14 protein-coding genes and 1 tRNA gene are annotated in these 17,946 nt (G+C 42.1%); 4 read left to right on the top strand and 11 right to left on the bottom strand.

Going from position 1 to position 17,946, the window contains the following annotated elements:
- Nucleotides 1-809: 809 nt before the first annotated feature.
- The 5 genes from NSP_RS02600 to pdhA all read right to left on the bottom strand — a co-directional run bounded on the left by NSP_RS02600 (nt 810) and on the right by pdhA (nt 5,209).
- The gene (locus tag NSP_RS02600; RefSeq protein ID WP_006195681.1) at nt 810-1,367 is read right to left on the bottom strand and encodes an alpha/beta hydrolase; all 558 of its coding nucleotides are present in this window, start codon (nt 1,365-1,367) and stop codon (nt 810-812) included.
- Nucleotides 1,368-1,537: 170 nt separating this feature from the next.
- A complete protein-coding gene (gene fba, locus NSP_RS02595; protein ID WP_017803772.1) occupies nt 1,538-2,617 on the bottom strand; it encodes a class II fructose-bisphosphate aldolase in 1,080 nt (359 codons plus the stop codon).
- A 348-nt stretch (nt 2,618-2,965) separates the two neighbouring features.
- Nucleotides 2,966-3,037: transfer RNA gene (locus NSP_RS02590), tRNA-Lys, on the bottom strand.
- Between the two features lie 57 nt (nt 3,038-3,094).
- A complete protein-coding gene (locus NSP_RS02585; RefSeq protein ID WP_006197351.1) occupies nt 3,095-3,967 on the bottom strand; it encodes an aldose epimerase family protein in 873 nt (290 codons plus the stop codon).
- A gap of 207 nt (nt 3,968-4,174) precedes the next feature.
- Entirely contained in the window at nt 4,175-5,209 is a 1,035-nt protein-coding gene (pdhA, locus tag NSP_RS02580) for a pyruvate dehydrogenase (acetyl-transferring) E1 component subunit alpha (RefSeq protein WP_006197352.1), read from the bottom strand.
- 650 nt (nt 5,210-5,859) lie between these two features.
- Between pdhA and NSP_RS02575 the strand changes: the two genes are divergently transcribed.
- Entirely contained in the window at nt 5,860-8,145 is a 2,286-nt protein-coding gene (locus NSP_RS02575; protein ID WP_006197353.1) for an IMS domain-containing protein, read from the top strand.
- A 19-nt stretch (nt 8,146-8,164) separates the two neighbouring features.
- Here NSP_RS02575 and NSP_RS26185 read toward each other — a convergent pair whose 3' ends face one another.
- Entirely contained in the window at nt 8,165-8,311 is a 147-nt protein-coding gene (locus tag NSP_RS26185; RefSeq protein ID WP_006197355.1) for a hypothetical protein, read from the bottom strand.
- A 598-nt stretch (nt 8,312-8,909) separates the two neighbouring features.
- Between NSP_RS26185 and NSP_RS02565 the strand changes: the two genes are divergently transcribed.
- Nucleotides 8,910-10,163 carry a DUF4912 domain-containing protein gene (locus tag NSP_RS02565; protein ID WP_042202471.1) on the top strand — a complete coding sequence of 418 codons (1,254 nt, stop codon included), beginning with the start codon at nt 8,910-8,912 and terminating at the stop codon, nt 10,161-10,163.
- Nucleotides 10,164-10,434: 271 nt separating this feature from the next.
- On the opposite strand, the gene NSP_RS02560 is transcribed toward NSP_RS02565, so the two are convergent.
- Together NSP_RS02560 and NSP_RS02555 are read right to left on the bottom strand one after the other, a co-directional pair.
- Nucleotides 10,435-11,091, bottom strand: coding sequence for a DUF2301 domain-containing membrane protein (locus NSP_RS02560; protein ID WP_006197357.1), 657 nt, complete (start codon nt 11,089-11,091; stop codon nt 10,435-10,437).
- Nucleotides 11,092-11,162: 71 nt separating this feature from the next.
- Nucleotides 11,163-11,966: an SAM hydrolase/SAM-dependent halogenase family protein gene (locus NSP_RS02555; protein ID WP_006197358.1), complete on the bottom strand. Its 804-nt coding sequence runs from the start codon at nt 11,964-11,966 to the stop codon at nt 11,163-11,165.
- A 106-nt stretch (nt 11,967-12,072) separates the two neighbouring features.
- Here NSP_RS02555 and pirA point away from each other — a divergent pair, with 106 nt between their 5' ends.
- Nucleotides 12,073-12,228, top strand: a complete 156-nt coding sequence (gene pirA / locus NSP_RS25855) for an arginine synthesis PII-interacting regulator PirA (protein WP_006197359.1) — start codon at nt 12,073-12,075, stop codon at nt 12,226-12,228.
- 135 nt (nt 12,229-12,363) lie between these two features.
- Here the strand turns inward: pirA and NSP_RS02550 are convergent, their stop codons facing one another.
- Complete coding sequence (locus tag NSP_RS02550; protein ID WP_006197360.1) at nt 12,364-13,296, bottom strand: DUF2382 domain-containing protein; 933 nt, start codon at nt 13,294-13,296, stop codon at nt 12,364-12,366.
- Between the two features lie 364 nt (nt 13,297-13,660).
- On the opposite strand from NSP_RS02550, the gene NSP_RS02545 reads away from it, so the two are divergent.
- Nucleotides 13,661-14,467, top strand: a complete 807-nt coding sequence (locus tag NSP_RS02545; RefSeq protein WP_006197361.1) for an S-layer homology domain-containing protein — start codon at nt 13,661-13,663, stop codon at nt 14,465-14,467.
- Nucleotides 14,468-14,554: 87 nt separating this feature from the next.
- Here the strand turns inward: NSP_RS02545 and aspS are convergent, their stop codons facing one another.
- Both aspS and NSP_RS02535 read right to left on the bottom strand, forming a co-directional pair.
- Nucleotides 14,555-16,342, bottom strand: coding sequence for an aspartate--tRNA ligase (aspS, locus tag NSP_RS02540; protein WP_006197362.1), 1,788 nt, complete (start codon nt 16,340-16,342; stop codon nt 14,555-14,557).
- A gap of 271 nt (nt 16,343-16,613) precedes the next feature.
- Nucleotides 16,614-17,939: an ABC transporter substrate-binding protein gene (locus NSP_RS02535; protein ID WP_006197363.1), complete on the bottom strand. Its 1,326-nt coding sequence runs from the start codon at nt 17,937-17,939 to the stop codon at nt 16,614-16,616.
- Nucleotides 17,940-17,946 lie beyond the last annotated feature (7 nt).

Genomic DNA, 17,946 nt, shown 5'->3' with positions numbered 1-17,946 from the left:
ATGATGCAATTTTCTCTTTGGCTCAATTCTGCACAAGAATCATCGCTGACTACCTCTTACAGACGCGTGTTATTTACTGCGTGCTATACTAGTCAGCGATTAAAATTTGTTCTGCACAATCTTACAATAATTTGTCACTCATTTGAGTGTTGAGAAAACGCTATCCACAAGTAAATACTGGATAGATAGGCTACTGAAATAATGCAGATATTTAATATACAATTAAAGTCTTTCATGGTACTGAACTCAAGGTAAAAGTGTGTGAGAAGCTGGAGGATTTTAATGTATAAACCTTGGGGTCAACATCTAAATCATGGGTTGCTGAAACAATAAATTTAAGTACAAATGCTTAAATTAACCAAAGTTAATCAGGTCATTTAATAGATGAAACTAAAAATTTAGGGCAGATTAGACACGGCTAACCCCCAGTAGTTATTTATCCACAATGAATGTACAAACAAATGCACTTATAAACCTGACCTCAATTCGGCTGAGGTAGGTGGCTAAAGAGCTGTGATGAGTTAAACTGGCCTAATATTTGACTAGCTTTTCACCAAAGCTTGATTTTTGCTGCTTGCTACAAACTGCTGTACAGACCAGCAGGAATAACCAGCGAGCTAGCATTGGTTAGCCTATGAGGCTGTTATTATGTACGCTATCTTTATCTTTGCTTTTTATTATAAATCTAAACTAGGCGAAAGCGAAAAAAATAGTTAGAAAATTTAGTCTTCAAAGCAGTTGTTGAGAATATTCTCTTGATGTAGCTGTCACGAAAATGGCAAAAAGTTTGTTTAGTGCGATCGCCTGTTTCAATCTGTCATCTCGTAGTTAATCGCTTCTGGAGTGCGCCAAAAAGAGGTGTTGACACTTCTCGCCACCTGGAAAGCCTTTAGCACATTAATTTCTAGGCGTTGGCTGGGATAAGCAGCAATAAAACTGAGTAGAGAAAGACCTTCCGGTTGGGTAGCACCTAAAACGAATGCGGCTCTGAGTGCTTGTACCCCCGCCTGATCTTCTCTGACTAAAGCCTCAGATAGATTGCTCAGAACCGTTGTGCCAATCTCAGTATGCAGTAAACTACTGAGGGTGACAACATCGATGGGTACTTTCACTTTCAGCATTCTCAAAAAGTTGCGGCGTTTTTCTGGAGATATTCCCCCAATGTAAAGTTCTAAACCCCTGGGAAATTCCCCAGTATCCGCAGCCTTGTGTAACTCAGCCAGGGAGATAGATTCTGCCAACAGGCCAAAACGCACAACCACCGTATCAGCAGCACGTACAGAGGTATTTGACCCACAAAACTGTGTCAAAGCGATCGCGCTCAATAAACTTGCAACTATCTTGAGGTTTTTCCAGTTGCTTCCCATGAAATTTTTACCAATGAATGCTTAGGGGAATAGATACCACAAGTCAAAAGTCAAAATTGAAATGCTTCGACTACCCCAGTCATCATAAATTAAAAGAGCATAGCCATGCTATGCTCCTATTGAATTAAAAGAGCATAGCAGTTTATGCCCCTATTTATTTTTTGTCAAAATTAAACTTTAGCAGATGCCTTAGTAATCATATTCAGTTCGCCCTTGGCATACTTAGCAGCAAAATCTTCCAAAGAAATTTGCTTAATCTTGCTAGCATTGCCGGCTGTGCCAAATTGCTCATAGCGGTCAGAACAAACCTTCTGCATATATTTAATGGAAGGCTTGAGGAAGTGACGGGGGTCAAATTCTTTGGGATTTGATGCTAAAGCTTCACGCACGGCGGCGGTGATAGCTAGACGGTTATCGGTGTCAATGTTAACCTTACGTACACCACACTTGATGCCTTTTTGAATTTCTTCTACAGGTACACCGTAGGTTTCGGGAATTGCACCACCATATTGGTTAATTAGTGCCAATAAATCTTCTGGTACAGAAGAAGAACCGTGCATTACCAAGTGAGTATTAGGCAGACGGCGGTGAATTTCTTCAATGCGGCTAATTGCCAAAATTTCGCCTGTGGGCTTGCGAGTAAACTTGTAAGCACCGTGACTAGTACCGATAGCTACAGCCAAAGCATCTACTTGGGTTGCTTCTACAAACTCTGCCGCTTCGTCTGGGTCAGTCAGCAATTGAGAGTGGTCAAGTGTACCTTCAAAACCGTGACCATCTTCAGCTTCACCAGCACCGGTTTCCAGAGAACCTAAACAACCAAGTTCACCTTCAACGCTGACACCCAAGGAATGAGCAACATTTACCACTTCACGAGTGACATTGGTGTTGTACTCAAAGCTAGCGGGGGTTTTAGCGTCAGCTTCCAAAGAACCATCCATCATGACACTAGTAAAGCCATTCTTAATTGCTGAGTAGCAAGTAGAAGGAGCATTACCATGATCTTGGTGCATGACAATGGGAATCTCTGGATAGGTTTCTGTCGCTGCCAAAATCAGGTGGCGCAGAAAGTTTTCGCCAGCATAAGCACGAGCGCCACGAGAAGCTTGTAGAATTACAGGGCTATCTGTCTCGGCTGCTGCCTTGAGAATTGCCTGAATCTGCTCCAAATTGTTAACGTTAAAAGCTGGGATGCCGTAACCGTTTTCAGCCGCGTGGTCCAAAAGCAGCCGCATTGGTACAAGCGCCATATATAGTCCTCCTAATTTGTTTTTGAGCTAATCAACGTGAGAAAAGCGTTATTATTACGCTAATCTTAATACTTTTTTCAACTTATAGGAAATTATAACTAGTGACGGGCGTTTATGTTGAACAACTTTACGCCATCTTTCACAACGATGCCCTATACTTCCCATATACTACTGTACAGTAAGTTACACTCTCATTAAAGCCTTTAGTTAGTAGCCGCTATCCTCGATACCATATCCGCTCTTACTTGGGTAAGGTACAAGTTAAACCTCAGCAATGAAAAAACCAGTAAACCCTCAGATTCTGGCGATCGCTCATTTTGGCAAACTAAATATATTCTGACTTAGAAGTGGGTCGCCCGAGACTCGAACTCGGAACAAATCGGTTAAAAGCCGAGTACTCTACCATTGAGTTAGCGACCCTTTTTTCTTTTGCAACTTTGCCATCATAGCATGAGCATCTGAGATTTGCAACCAATTTTATAAAAGATTTGCTGTTAACCTTACAGATGCCGTGCAGCTAGCCTTGGGAGCTACTACCGTCAGGTTTGCGCCAGTATTGAGAGCATTACGAGGGGCTGTCCAAGGTTCGAGACAGTAGAAGTCTTTGCCTTTGACTGTCCAAAACACCAGATGAGAATAAATCGGCTCGTAATCTAAACTTAATTTTAACTGACGGCTATGATCTATCACTGTAGCAGATTGGCTAGTTAAATCCTTAAAAGCAACATCAATTTCATCACGGTTAAAATCGAAGTTCCCGTCAAACGAGTGAATTTCCTTAGTATTTTGGTCTTGATACTGCTGTGAGGGAATTTGAAACTCTAGCTGATTCTTATCACCACCAGTGAGAAAATAAGGATGGAAACCAGCCGAAAAAGGCATGGGTGTGGATGACAGATTTTTATACTCCTGGCGAATTGCGAGAGTATTCCCTTGCAATTCATAGGTAAAAATGAGTTGAAAATCAAAAGGATAAACTGCCTTAGTTTGCTCGTTACTATTGAGTACCAAAGTCAGGCTGGCTTTATCTTCAGTTTTCTGCTCAGTGACTTCCCAAGGTAACTCACGCGCAAAACCGTGTTGTTTCAGAGTGTACTGTTGACCATTATGGGTGTAAGTATTATCTGGTAAGTTACCACAGATAGGAAACAGAATGGGATTTCCACCTCTGACGCTCAAATCAGGATGAGTAAAGCGTTCAGTATCGAGATAGAAAATTTCTTGCTCCTGGATACGCCAACGGGTGATAATACCGCCTCTTTCTGGTACTACTTCTATTTGAGAACCAGCACTTTCATCGGTGAGGATGTAAGTTTTGTATTGTTGCTCTTGAAGGGTGATAGTAAACACAAGTTTCAGTCCTAATTGAGGGTGAATTTAGAGTAGACATAGACCGAATTAAAATATGCGTCTGACGAACCCTTGTAGAGACGTTGCTGAATCAAAGTATGAAATGCCAAAATCACCTTGATTTTTCTTAGTTCCTTTGCGCCTTTGCGCCTTTGCGTGAAACTAATTCATATCTCAATTCAGCAACGCCCTACATTCTTTGTCTCTCTACTCGTCTTCTGCAAACACAAAGCGATACAACTCGCTGGGGTCAGGTTCGGGGCTACTTTCGGCAAACTTCACGGCTTCGTCGATGACTTCTTGAATTTTCCGGTCAATGGCTTTGAGTTCCGCATCGTCTGCTAAGTTTTGCTCAAGGAGATAAGCCGCTAGCTTCTTAATGGGGTCACGGGAAAACCAAAATTCTTTCTCGGCTTTGCTTCGCATTTCATCTGGGTCTGCGAGGGAGTGTCCCCGGAAACGGTAGGTGAGGGCTTCAATTAATGTGGGACCTTCACCAGCACGGGCGCGGGCGACGGCTTCTTGAGCAACGGCTCGCACTGCTAGCACGTCCATCCCGTCTACTTCCACGCCTACCATGTTAAATACACTGGCTTTTTTGTAAATTTCTGGCTGGGAAGTTGCTCTTTCGTGAGACATCCCAATTGCCCATTTATTATTTTCGACTACAAAAATAATCGGCAGTTTCCACAAGGATGCCATATTTAAGGTCTCGAAAAACTGACCGTTGTTAGCTGCGCCATCACCAAAAAAGCAAGCTGTTACTTGGTCAGCGTTTTGGTCTTTCAAAACTTCGCGGCGGTATTTGCTTTGAAAAGCGGCTCCGGCTGCTACGGGAATACCTTCAGCCACAAAAGCATAACCACCGAGTAAGCCATGCTCGGCGGAAAACATATGCATGGAACCACCACGTCCTTTGCTGCACCCTGTGGCTTTCCCAAATAATTCTGCCATGACTTCTCTGGCTGGTACACCGGCGCTGAGAGCATGAACGTGGTCGCGGTAGGTGCTGGAAACAAAATCTTCACCCGGTCGCATGGCCTGGATAACACCTGTGGAAACGGCTTCTTGACCGTTGTAGAGGTGGACAAAACCAAACATTTTGCCCCTATAGTACATCTCAGCGCATTTGTCTTCAAATGAGCGACCTAGTACCATGTCTTCATACAACCGCAATCCTTCTTCTTTGGTGATTTTGGTAGTTTTGGTATTAAATGTAGGTAACGTGCGTTCTTGAACCATTATTTTGTAGTATTCCTATAGTAAAACTGAAAGTTACCATCTCAAATAAGTTGCGAAAAGACAATATCTGCTTTTCATCCCCAAAAATTTATGCCCCAAAAAGGTTTATAGGCAATAGAGGTGAAACAATGAGTGAATTTTTGATGCTTCTACCCACGCTCTGTGAGGTTCTTGCCCCTGAGTTTTCCCATTCCCTACTCCTGTTCATAGGCTATCAATCAGGATAGCTTGGTTTCTGCATATCCATGAACAATTTAGGAAAAATCAACCTGTAAATTTGTTTATCCAGTTCGATAGTTGTAAGTTAAATTGATTTGTGTTATAATACTGAGTCTTTAGTTAGTTTATCTGTTTGGCGATGGTTTCTCTAACTGCGTAGCTGGGGAAATCCGGGAACGATGAGTAACTATAAGTGCTTACAGGCAAAAATACGCAAAATTAACACAAAGTATTGGGGCTTTCTAGGCATGGAAAATATTATCATGAAAATATTATTCAAATTTTAGGAAGTCACAAAATTGGTTGTGGCAATATACACTGATATTGTAAGTCAGCCACGGTATTATTCACTGTATTATTATGGCACGGTTTTACAGGCCACCGAATGCTCTAGGTGAATTATGTTGATCACGGTGCAGGGGAAGTAGACTGTGCGAATTCCGCTAGATTACTACCGAATTTTGGGATTACCGTTAGCGGCAAGTGATGAACAGTTGCGGCAATCATACAGCGATCGCATTGTGCAGTTGCCACGACGAGAGTATTCTCAAGCAGCAATTTGTTCTCGCAAACAACTCATTGAAGAAGCTTACGTGGTTTTATCCAATCCTAAAGAACGTAGCAGTTATGACCAGCTTTATCTTGCCCATGCCTATGGCCCTGACGGCAATGGTAATGCTACTGTTGCAGTTGGGAACCACACAGAAGAAGGCAACAACGCTGATCCTGATATCCAGAGTCTGAGTATCGACATTTCCCAGGAGGAATTAGTTGGTGCTTTATTGATTCTGCAAGAATTGGGGGAATATGAACTGGTACTCAAACTCGGTCATAATTATCTCACGACTCAAAACGGGGTAGCATCTGCCAGAGGAGAGAATAATCTGGCAAGTGAAGAATTTCTCGAAAGTTCTGACTACCCAGATATTGTTCTGACTGTGGCTCTGGCTTGTCTAGAATTGGGTCGGGAGCATTGGCAACAAGGTCACTATGAAAATGCGGCTATTTCTCTAGAAACTGGTCAAGAACTGCTAGGGCGTGAAGGGCTATTTTCCAGTGTACAGGCGGAAATGCAGGCTGATTTGTACAAATTGCGTCCTTATCGAATTTTGGAATTGTTGGCATTACCAGAAGAGAAGGTTGCCCAAAGACGACAAGGGTTAGCATTTCTGCATGATATTTTAAGCGATCGCGGTGGAATAGATGGTACTGGTAATGATCAATCTGGTTTAAATATAGATGATTTTTTGCGATTTATCCAGCAATTACGCAACTATTTAACGGTTGCTGAACAGCATAAACTATTTGAAGCCGAAAGCAAGCGTCCTTCTGCTGTTGCTACTTACTTGGCGGTTTATGCCCTATTAGCAAGGGGATTTACTCAACGTCAACCGGCTTTAATTCGTCAAGCCAAGCAAATGCTGATGCGTTTGGGAAAACGTCAAGATGTGCATTTAGAACAATCACTGTGTGCGTTGCTACTGGGACAGACTGAAGAAGCCACCCGCGTTTTAGAACTGAGTCAAGAATACGAAGCCCTGGCTTTAATTCGCGAAAAATCCCTAGACTCTCCCGACTTGCTACCGGGGTTATGTTTGTATGCGGAACAGTGGTTACAAAATGAAGTATTCCTGCACTTTCGAGATTTAGCTACGCAGCAAGCCTCGTTGAAAGATTATTTTGCTAACCAACAGGTACAAGCTTATTTAGAAGCCTTACCTAACGATGCCCAAACCACTCATGAATGGGCTGTAATCAATCGGCAATCTTTTTCCCAGCCTCCCCTGCACAGTGACCATTCTACTGCTGCTGCTCCCCAATTTGCTCAAGGTAGAACACCATTACCGGATTTATTAGCAACAGCAGCTCACAAAAAACCTGAAAATGCCAATTTTTCCCCAAATAGTGGGAATCCACTACCAGATAAAATTACAGGGGATGTCTACTCACACCCAGATTTAGCCGATTTTTCTCATCCTCAGCGCACCACCGGAGCGACTCACCCTCATCTCAATGGTGCGGCTCATCCCACTTCCACTGGTCAAGTCAAAAAGCGCCGGAGGCGAAAGCCCAGTCAAGCTGTCAACCGGGGTTATCCTCAACATCAACAAGCTTTTGCGGCGACTTTAGAAGGGAAAACAAAACTGGTTTGGACTGTATTTGGTTCTTTAGCCGGGATATTAGTGTTTTGGCTGTTAGTTTCAACGACATTTGGATGGGTGAAAAATTTGTTGTTCCCTGCTCCAGTTTTGCAAGGTGAACAGTTATTTGTGGAACTGAATGAACCACCAATAAATATTCCAGACAAAAGTAGCAAGTTGCAACCCCCAGAAGGTTCTTTGACGGATGCGACGGCGCAAGAAGTTATTCAAACTTGGCTATCTACTAAAGCCGCAGCTTTAGGGCCGCAATATAACCTGGATAGTTTAGAAGACATTTTAACAGGTGCAACTCTTTCTCAATGGCGGCAACTTGCCCAACAAGAGAGGTTACAGAACCGCTATCGGACATATAAGCACACGGTGAAGGTGGAATATTTTGATCAAAAATCAGATCAAGCCGTCGTTGTGGCTACAGTCAGGGAAGTTACACAGTTCTATGACCAGGGTCAAATCAGAAATTTTACTGATGAAACTTTGCGCGTGCGATATTCTTTAATTCGACAAGCTGATGTCTGGCGCATCCAAAATATGTCAGTTATTAATCAGATTGGCTGAATTTTTAAAGGGGAAAAACTCAAATCAAGTCTGTATGTTGTGGTTTATTAGCAATAATATTGATTTGATGGACTTCCAAATGACAAAATATCCCAAAATTATCTGTGGAGCGGGTAAAGATAATCACCCAGGAGGGGCCAGATGCCCATCCCACATTGGGAATCATTTATTTTTTGGTGTTCCCTGAGTTCTGATTTTTCTTTAGGAGGGGCAAGATGCCCATCCCACAATTGAGAATCATTTATTTTTTGGTGTTCCTTGAGTTCTGATTTCTTTTGATGTACTTACTCCTGGTTTTGTGAATGAGTCTGGGGGGCTTCACTCCGGCTTTTTTCTTTGTGGATTAAGGTTTTCAGCTAATGGATAAATTAAATGTTATGGAAGTATGACATTTACTCCATGCTCTCAAACTGAAGTACCTCAGATTGTCATGGTTTTATGACAATGCGATCTCCGAAAAGCTTATAAATTCGTATAACAGGGAAAAAAGTGCCTGGAACCCCCTTGATCCCTACCCAGGTTTACTGGTTAATATTTACTTAACAAAAGAACTCCTCCGATCCCAAAGAAATGCTGATCATGGCATCATCGAGGAATTGAAAGGTAGTGATTCTCAATTTAAGAAGAAACTTAAAAGTTAAAAACTGGGCAAAACCAGAAGTCAAGAATCAGAAATTCATCTGGGGTAGATGAAATTTTATTTTATAGAAGATTCTGTAACCCAGGGAAATCATTTACCTTGCACACTACTGGAGGCCAAAATTATGGCAAAAGAACGCCCACCACTAGAAGAGATGACATTAAGGCAATTACGGAAAGTTGCCAGTGAATATAGCATCTCTCGCTATAGCCGAATGCGTAAATCTCAACTGCTGGCAGCGATTCAAGAAGTCCAGCGCAGCAAAATATCGCTTAGTCCAACTCGTTCATTGGAGGCACAGGAAACCGTGGAAGCAGCAAAATTTGAATTAGGTCAAGAAGACCGTACTGGTGGTTCTCTGGCTGATGTTGATGAAGGACTCGCAGACCTACCACAAGGTTATGGTGAAAGTCGAATTGTACTTTTACCTCGCGATCCTCAGTGGGCTTATACCTATTGGGATATTCCTAACGAACACAAAGCGGAACTACGTCAGCAAGGCGGACAGCAACTAGCACTACGGATCTACGATGTTACCGACATCGATATTGATCACCAAAGTCCTCACAGTATTCAGGAATATCCGGCTGATGAACTGGCTAGAGAATGGTATATTCCCATTCCAGTGAGCGATCGCGATTATGTCATAGATATCGGTTATCGTACTGCTGATGGTCGTTGGTTAGTATTGGCGCGTTCTGCGAGAGTACACATTCCTCCGGTTTATCCATCTGATTGGATTGAGGATGCCTTTGTTACTGTCAACTTTGAAGAAGACCTCCGTGGTAAAACTGTTTACGAATTAGTCCCCCCTGCGAAGAAAGCAGCCGCCGCACCTTCATCAGGAGTAAATGGTAACAGTAACCCCATATACGAAGAAATCTTTGGCTTGGCTGAATCTGCCGAAGCACAACGAGTTGCTGGTTCTATCTTCGGTTCCATGCACCAAGTACCAGGTTCTGCACGTCCTGAAGAGGCGATTAGTTCCTATGTTTTCCCTTCTGGTGTAGGTATGTGGGCGGTTCCCACTGCTTCTGGTTTAACCATGTCGGGTGTTGGGATGTCTGGTGCTGGCTTCTCGGCTGGTGTACCAATGAGTCCCCGCAAATTCTGGTTAGTTGCTGACGCTGAGTTGATTGTTTACGGTGCAACTGAACCTGATGCAACTGTGACTATTGGCGGTCGTCAAATTAAACTGAATCCAGATGGGACATTCCGCTTCCAGATGTCCTTCCAAGATGGTTTAATTGACTATCCAATTGTGGGTGTTGCTGCTGATGGTGAACAAACACGATCAATTCAAATGAAATTCAATCGTGAGACTCCTTCTCGCAATACCAATACTAAGGATGAAGCTGTTTTAGAATGGTTTGCTTAAATTGCTGATGGTGAATTGAGAATTTAAATTATTTCCCGCTATATTAATTTTATGGCGGGTTTTTCTTTGTCTGTGTGAATCACCCCACCCCCAGCCCCTCCGGTGCAAGCGAGGAGGGGAGATAAAGCTAATATTTGCAGGGGTTCGGGTTAAATAAGTGATAAAACTACGAACATGATATGACACATAAAATCTCTGAAACTCTCATGACTCTGTGTCCTCTGAGTCCTCTGTGGTTCGTTATTTCCTAAAAAGAAGTAGGACAGCGTAATTACATTTTGGCTAAACTTTGCGTTTTCAAATAAGTAAATACAGATTTATCGCCAATATCTGGCGGAATGGCTTGAAATACTTTACGCAAGGCAAATACTAGAAAGAAAATTGCCCAAACTCCTAATAAAACTTCTTCCCAGTGAGTTGGTAAAATTCCTACCAAATGTCCCAGTAAAAGTACAGGTACTAAGAAAGTTAATAACTTCGTTTCAAGGCGATTAAAGCAAAAAGCTTCTTTGAAGAAAATACCTGTTAATGCTACGAAGGTAAAACCTATGCCAAATAAAGTTAGCGGTTGGTTGTAAACTGCGATCGCTAAAGGTTCACTACTAGACAATGCCAGTACTATTGCTGATATACTGCCGATACCCCAACAAACTTGTAATAGTCGGTGCAGAAATGCCATGTAGATGTGAATGGTTAATAAGCTGACACCTAGACCCAGACTAAAACAGGCATATAAAGGGGTGAGTGCGGCTATAGTCGTGGGATTATTGTTAAATAAAACCAAAACGCTACCAATGGCAAAGCTGAGTGCTGCTACCATTAACCCAGCCCGGTAGATAATCACGCCTGTGCGATCGCTATCATCAACTGTAAATTCCCCAAACTGACCTTGATAAACTTCTGATGCAGATGCTGTTTGTGTATTCATATTTAGTTAATTTTGTCAATAGTATTTAAGCTGAAAATGAAATTTTATTAATTTTATGCGGTGTGGTTTGACTACAAAAATAAGACTTGTAACGCATCTTGCCAGTTAATCTGCAACTTTGAGGAGGCATTACCGCCATTGATGGCAACTTCTACCCAGCCATGACTACCAACTAAAGCGGCTACTTCTCCCACTTTAACATCACTATAAGTTTCACCTCCGGGTATTTTTACCCCAGCGACTTGCACACACCAATTTTTACCTTGCACATATTTTTCGGGAATATTGCTGACTAAGTTGCCAAAATAATCAATATATTGAATACAACCTGTTACGCCGGAATTGGTTTGGTGACATTCGCCTATATCCAACTGTACCAAAGTTGCGGAATCGATTTCTTGTCCTAGCTGTTTTAAAGTGACACCATTAGCAAGATGAGCGCCCACAGGTGCAAAGATATCTCTACCGTGAAAAGTTTTACTGGGTTCGGGTGTGCGCCAATAATTAGGGTTTGTCAGTTCAACGGTGTTAATGGCTGGACTTTGACTGAGTACCCCACTAAATATGCCATTATCAGGCCCTACCAGATACCCTTGAGCAAATTCTACCGCGATCGCTCTGCGCTTACTGCCCACTCCCGGATCTACCACTGCCACATATACCGTACCCACCGGGAAATAGGAATAAGCATTCATCAGACAAAACCTAGCTGCGGCGATATTTTGCGGCGGAATCTGGTGTGTTAAGTCTACCACCCTTAGCAGGGGATTGATTTGGGAAACAACACCTTTCATCACACTAACATAAACATCGCGATCGCTAAAATCGCTCAGTAATGCTACGAGTGATGATTGATTTATCTGTTTTTCAGGCATGGCTTAATAAAATTATATTAAGACAGAATTTTCTGTATCGACAGATACGAAAAATATGATATGTTAAGAATACCAGACATAATAAAAATTAAACAGGAGTATTATGATGACTCGGAATAAACTACAAGCTATGAGTCAAGCACAAGAAACTCATAGAGTGAATATTCAAAAAAGTCTAGAACATCGCTTGCAAGTAGCCAAGGCTAAGAGTGATGAGCAGCTAATTCATCAACTTGAAGCTGAAATTAAATATAACCGTTAAATAAAAAGTTTGTAGTTCATAGTTTTGTTGTGTGAAACCCAGCTGCGGCGGGTTTTTTATTTTAAGGGGTTGCCAATTTAATTGACAACCCCAGAATACTGCTAAATTCAACTACAGAATCAGCTCTAAAATTGCTTAAATCCTTCTTTTTTTCTGTGAGCGGTCATTACTTTTATTCACGTCTAATTCTTCTCGACGTAGGTTTTCTTGAGCCTCAACCGTATCCTCTTCTACAACCTTTTTAACTTTTACTTCTTCACGCACAACAGCTTCCTTCCGAATGTCAGCATTCTCCTCATAAACATCCATACGTGCAACTTCACCTTCGCGGAAGTTAACTTCATCAGGAGCGGCTGTTCGTCCAGCATCTGTTGGCGTAGTGCGTTCAATAACTACACGCTCTTTTTCAACAGGGACAGAAACATTTGCTCTCTCAGTTTCAACGTGCTTACCAACTGCTACCTCTCCTGTTTTAACACGGGATTTATTCGCAATTAACCGTTCTTCGTAAAGTTTCAAGTTTTGATGATTGCGCTCACTGGTATCATACAAATCCGGTTCCCGGTCGTAAGTATAGGTATCACGATTATAACCAGTCCTGGGTGCAGGTGTAGTTCTTCTGGCTGTAGTATCGGCATAAGCCGATGGAGTATCTAAAGGTGCTGTAGCCTCTACAGGTGTAGAAGTTTCTAAAGGTGTTTCTGCAAACGGAGTCCGATAAACTCCGCGGACCTGCTCTTCATAATCATAATCAACCCGTTCCAGGTCGTTAAAATCAGGTAAGCTCTCTACTTGCTCTTGGGTGAGTCCTGTAGCGTAGACTCGTCTATCTGCATAGCTAATGCGAGAACGCCCAATTGGTAACAACACTTGCTTACCAAAAATCCAAAAACCTGTATCAACAACTAGGTAACGAAAACTTCCTGTCTCGTCCACTAAAATATTTTTGACCGTGCCAACTTTTTCATTATTGATGTCTGAGTAAACATCAAAATCTCTGATTTCATAATTATCAGAATCAGTAATTGTATAGTCAGCAGCCAAATCTTCAAGTTTATAAAGAACCATATTTTATATTTGCCAAAATCTACATTTACAATCCTAAAAGATATCTGAAATTACTACTTCTTTCTAGCGATTGAATTTAATTAATTGCCTATTTACTACTTACAGTAGAGTGACTAATTAGGTAGTTTATAAAATAAGGCTCAAACTTGGGATTATTCAAACAATCTGAGGTCTTACTTTTTCGTTTATTTGAGTTTATAACTTGATTGCTGTAGATTAATTAGTATTCATTCCATCTGACTTCTAACTTTAGATACAATTCTTTGAATCGACAGGTAGATAACTATTTAGAAATAAAAAAATATCATATACATATAAATTTAAAAATAATTAATTTACTTTAAATTAATGGAGGTATGTTTGGATGTCTAGCTTATCTCATTTATCTGCATCTTTGCTAACTTTAGGGTTAGCAGCAAGTTTAACTTCCTCAGCTTCAGCACAGAATACTTTTCCTGATGTCCCCCGTGATTATTGGGCTAAACCATTTATTGAGCGTTTAGCCGAAAGAAATATTATTGTGGGATATCCAGATGGCACATTTCGACCCGAACAGGCTGTACAGCGTGATGAATTCGCTGCAATGATTCGGCAAGCTTTTGAGCAAGAACCAGTGCGACAAATCGAAGATGCCAGTGCCTTTCAAGATGTTCCTCAAGGACATTGGGCATCTCTAGCCATTGAGTCAGCCTATCAACAAGGATTTATGAGCGGTTATCCTGGTGGTTTCTTTCGCCCAAATCAGCCAGTTTCTAGAGTAGATGCGTTAGTTACCTTAACTAGAGGTTTAAATTTAGCACCAGAAACTCGGCGAGTTGTGAGAAGGCCTGTATATTTACCACTGGCGATGACTTCTTTAATGCAGCCTTTAGTAGCAGCAGCACCTCAGCCAACTACCCCTGTAGCCGCACTGGCAAAAGATTATTATGTCGATGCCCAACAAATTCCTCAGTATGCTATTAATGATGTAGGCATAGCGACACAAAAAAATCTGGTGGTCAATTATCCGAATCCTAGAGCGCTAGAACCTAACCAACCTCTCAGACGTGCAACTGCGGCGGCTTTTATCCACCAAACTTTGGTTGCTCAGGATAGAATTGAACCTCTGCCTAGTAATGTAGAAGCTCATAACTATATTGTGCGTCCGGAAGTTACCCAAGCGGCTCGATAAATACAAGAGTTCAAGAGTTCAGCTATTGGCTCGTAGTTGCGCTAAAGCGCTAAAGCGCAACTACAAACTATGATGATTTATCTTAACTTAAGATTTTGGCTTGTAAGTCGAAGCAACGTGTAAGTCTTTCAATTGCTTGACATCTACCCCTGAAGGTGCATCAGTGAGCAAACAACGGGCTTGTTGTGTTTTGGGAAAAGCAATCACATCTCGAATTGATTCTTCCCCAGCTAGCAACATTACCAAACGGTCTAAACCGTAGGCAATGCCACCATGTGGCGGTGTACCATATTCAAAGGCATCTAAGAGAAAGCCAAATTTATTTTGTGCTTCTTCAGGCGACAAACCAATTGCTTCAAACACCTGCTGTTGAATATCGCTTTGATAAATCCGCAGACTTCCACCACCAATTTCTAAACCGTTTAATACTAAATCGTATGCTTGGGCGCGGGCGGTTTTTAAATCACTGACATCTTCAGGATGGGGTGCAGTAAAGGGGTGGTGCAGTGCTTCTAGGCGTTTTTCGTCAGCATTCCACTCAAACATGGGGAAATCTGTAATCCAGAGTAAGTTGATTTTTTCGGGATTAATTAATTTAAATTCCCTAGCCACAACTTGCCGCAATCTGTCTAAAGTTTTATTAACTGTGGCAGTGTCACCAGCCCCAAATAATAGCAAATGTCCGGGTTTTGCGTCTGTACGTTGTAAGATTTCCTGTTTTTGCTCGGCGCTGAGGTTGTCTTTAATCGCGCCAATGGTGTCAATTTCACCATTTTCTCTGACGCGGATGAAAGCTAAACCTTTTGCACCGGCTTCGCTGGCTTCCTTGAATAAGTCACCACCTGGTTTAATGCGGACATTAGAAATGGCATCGTTACCGAGGGGAATTGGTAGAATTTTCACGATACCACCATGAGCGATCGCATCCCGGAAAACTTTAAAACCAGAGTCTTTTAAAACATCGGAAACATTGACTAATTCCAAACCATAACGGGTATCTGGTTTATCGCTACCATAGCGTGACATGGCATCGGCGTAGGTCAGGCGGGGGAATGGTAAGTTTAACTCAATACCTTTAACTGTTTTAAAGATATGAGCCACTAACTTCTCATTCAGTGCCAAAATTTCTTCTTGAGACATGAAACTCATTTCCATGTCCAACTGAGTAAATTCTGGTTGTCTGTCGGCGCGTAAATCTTCATCACGGAAGCAACGGGCAATCTGATAATATCGATCCATGCCCGATACCATCAGTATCTGTTTAAATAGCTGGGGTGATTGCGGTAAAGCAAACCACTCGCCAGGATTGGAACGACTGGGTAAAATGTAATCCCTCGCACCTTCTGGGGTGGAACGGGTGAGGATGGGGGTTTCGATTTCAATGAAACCTTCCAAATCTTCTAAGAACCGACGCATAGCTTTAACGACTTGATGACGCAATTGCATATTTTGCGCCATGCGTTCTCGTCGCAAGTCCAAATAACGATACTTTAACCGCAAGTCTTCCCGGACAGATTCACTGTAAGCTCTGGAAACTTGAAACGGTAATTGCTTACTAACGCCATTGAGGAGTGTAATTTTATCGGCGTAGATTTCTACTTCCCCTGTGGGGAGGCGGAGATTCAAAGATTCTTCGGGACGTTGCGTTACTGTCCCAGTAATTTCCACAACGTATTCATTCCGCAGGGTATTTGCTAGATCGTATGAATCTGGGGTGCGTTGCGGATCACTAACAACTTGGACAATGCCAGAGCGATCGCGTAAATCTAAGAATATCACGCCCCCATGATCGCGGGGACGGTCTACCCAACCGTACAAGGTAACAGTTTCTCCAATATCTTTTTTTCGGAGTTCGCTGCAATAGTGAGTTCGCATAGGTGTTAGTCTTATCTGTCGGGCTAGATGGGCTAATAAATGTCAAAGCTTTCCCATTATCTAGCATCAATAGTAATTGTAGTAGTTTCAGTTAAAGAAAAAACAGCTATATTTTGCACCAGGCGACTGAAGTCGCGGCTATACAGGCAAAACCCGCCTGCGCGGGTTAAATACCTTGATTTGCTTCTTAGTCCGCGCAGGCGAACTTAGTTTGTATAGCCGCGTTCGCCCTTGGCGTTGCGTTAGCAATATTCTAATCGCCTGGGCTTTATCAATTCTGATGCCAAATCAGTTCCAAACGGTCTTGGGCTGTTTTCAGAGCCTTTTCGGGAGACTCACCCAGCAACGTCGCCTCAATAGCTCGCCCCAGACTATCAGATAAACTATTATAACCAGCAATAATTGGTCTACCACGAGCCACAGGCATTTGATCCAGAAAAACTTTTAACACAGGTTTTTGGTTCATGAATTTCTGATAAGCTGCACTTTGGGCAGATTTGATATTCACCGGCAAAAAACCCGTCCCGATACTCCATTCTGTTTGGAACTCTTCACTCAAAACAAACTCTAAAAACTTGAGCGCAGCTTTTTCTCTGGCAGGGTTAGTCTTCATCACATAGAAATTACCATCGCCAATGACCGTAGCTTGTTCCACACTTGCAGGCATGGGAAATACCTGATAATCAACATTAGACTTCATGATATAAGTCCAAGGGCCTGTAATTTGCATAGCAACGCGACCGGCGATAAAATCATCCTCTTCATAACCTCGCTCAGGTGGAGACAATTTCACTGAACCATCTTTGATTAAATCTTGCCAAAATTGCAAAGCCGTCACTGCTGCTTCGGTGTTTAAATTTGGTCGATTATCAGTAATTATCTCCCCGCCAGCACTCCATAAAAAGGGGAACCAACTAAATACAGTCCATTCGCCTTTACCTAAAGGTAATAACATTCCATGTTGTTCTGGTTTACCATCGCCATTTTTGTCTATGGTCAATTTTTTGGCAACTTCTCGTAATTCTGACCAAGTTTTCGGCGTTTCGGTAATTCCCGCCGCTTGGAAAAGCTGAGGGCGGTAAAAAATGCCGATGTTGCTGGTGTAAAGTGGAACTGACCAAAGATGATCGTCTAATGTTAATGCTGCCAATAAGTTGGGGCTAACTTCCGATTTCAGGGGTAATTTGTCCAGCCAATCTTCTAAAGGTCTAATTGCATCTAGTTCACGAAACTGACCTGTCAATTGCGGGTAGAAACTCAAAATATCTGGAGGTACATTTCCCACAACTGCGGCGAGAATTTTCGGCAATTGTTGGTCTAGTCCACCAGCAAAAATAGATTCTACTTGGATATCAGTATGAGTTTGATTAAATTTATCTACTAATTTTTGAAACACATCTCGATTAGCTGGGGGATTAATTCCTTGCCATAATGTTAAACGAATTACACCATCATCTTTCGGTGCTGAAGCTTGACAGCCTGATAAGATGATTAGACATGAACTTAGAACTATTGCTAGAAATAATCGCCTAAGAGCAGAAGGAATGAACTGACGAAAAGAATTGCTGATTTGGTGTAGTAAAGGCGGAATTTTCATGTCTACT

The sequence above is a fragment of the Nodularia spumigena CCY9414 genome, from assembly GCF_000340565.2.
GTDB lineage: Bacteria > Cyanobacteriota > Cyanobacteriia > Cyanobacteriales > Nostocaceae > Nodularia > Nodularia spumigena.
The sequence above is the reverse complement of the archived record's forward strand: the minus strand, read 5'-3'. Positions and strand labels throughout refer to the sequence as shown.

Excerpts from the sequence above, each read along its gene's own strand:
- pirA (WP_006197359.1), top strand. The coding sequence starts at position 12,073 with ATGACTCGGAATAAACTACAAGCTATGAGTCAAGCACAAGAAACTCAT.
- NSP_RS02565 (WP_042202471.1), top strand. The coding sequence starts at position 8,910 with ATGGCAAAAGAACGCCCACCACTAGAAGAGATGACATTAAGGCAATTA.
- NSP_RS02555 (WP_006197358.1), bottom strand. The coding sequence starts at position 11,966 with ATGCCTGAAAAACAGATAAATCAATCATCACTCGTAGCATTACTGAGC.
- NSP_RS02535 (WP_006197363.1), bottom strand. The coding sequence starts at position 17,939 with ATGAAAATTCCGCCTTTACTACACCAAATCAGCAATTCTTTTCGTCAG.
- fba (WP_017803772.1), bottom strand. The coding sequence starts at position 2,617 with ATGGCGCTTGTACCAATGCGGCTGCTTTTGGACCACGCGGCTGAAAAC.
- NSP_RS02550 (WP_006197360.1), bottom strand. The coding sequence starts at position 13,296 with ATGGTTCTTTATAAACTTGAAGATTTGGCTGCTGACTATACAATTACT.
- NSP_RS26185 (WP_006197355.1), bottom strand. The coding sequence starts at position 8,311 with ATGATTCCCAATGTGGGATGGGCATCTGGCCCCTCCTGGGTGATTATC.
- aspS (WP_006197362.1), bottom strand. The coding sequence starts at position 16,342 with ATGCGAACTCACTATTGCAGCGAACTCCGAAAAAAAGATATTGGAGAA.
- NSP_RS02560 (WP_006197357.1), bottom strand. The coding sequence starts at position 11,091 with ATGAATACACAAACAGCATCTGCATCAGAAGTTTATCAAGGTCAGTTT.
- pdhA (WP_006197352.1), bottom strand. The coding sequence starts at position 5,209 with ATGGTTCAAGAACGCACGTTACCTACATTTAATACCAAAACTACCAAA.
- NSP_RS02600 (WP_006195681.1), bottom strand. The coding sequence starts at position 1,367 with ATGGGAAGCAACTGGAAAAACCTCAAGATAGTTGCAAGTTTATTGAGC.
- NSP_RS02545 (WP_006197361.1), top strand. The coding sequence starts at position 13,661 with ATGTCTAGCTTATCTCATTTATCTGCATCTTTGCTAACTTTAGGGTTA.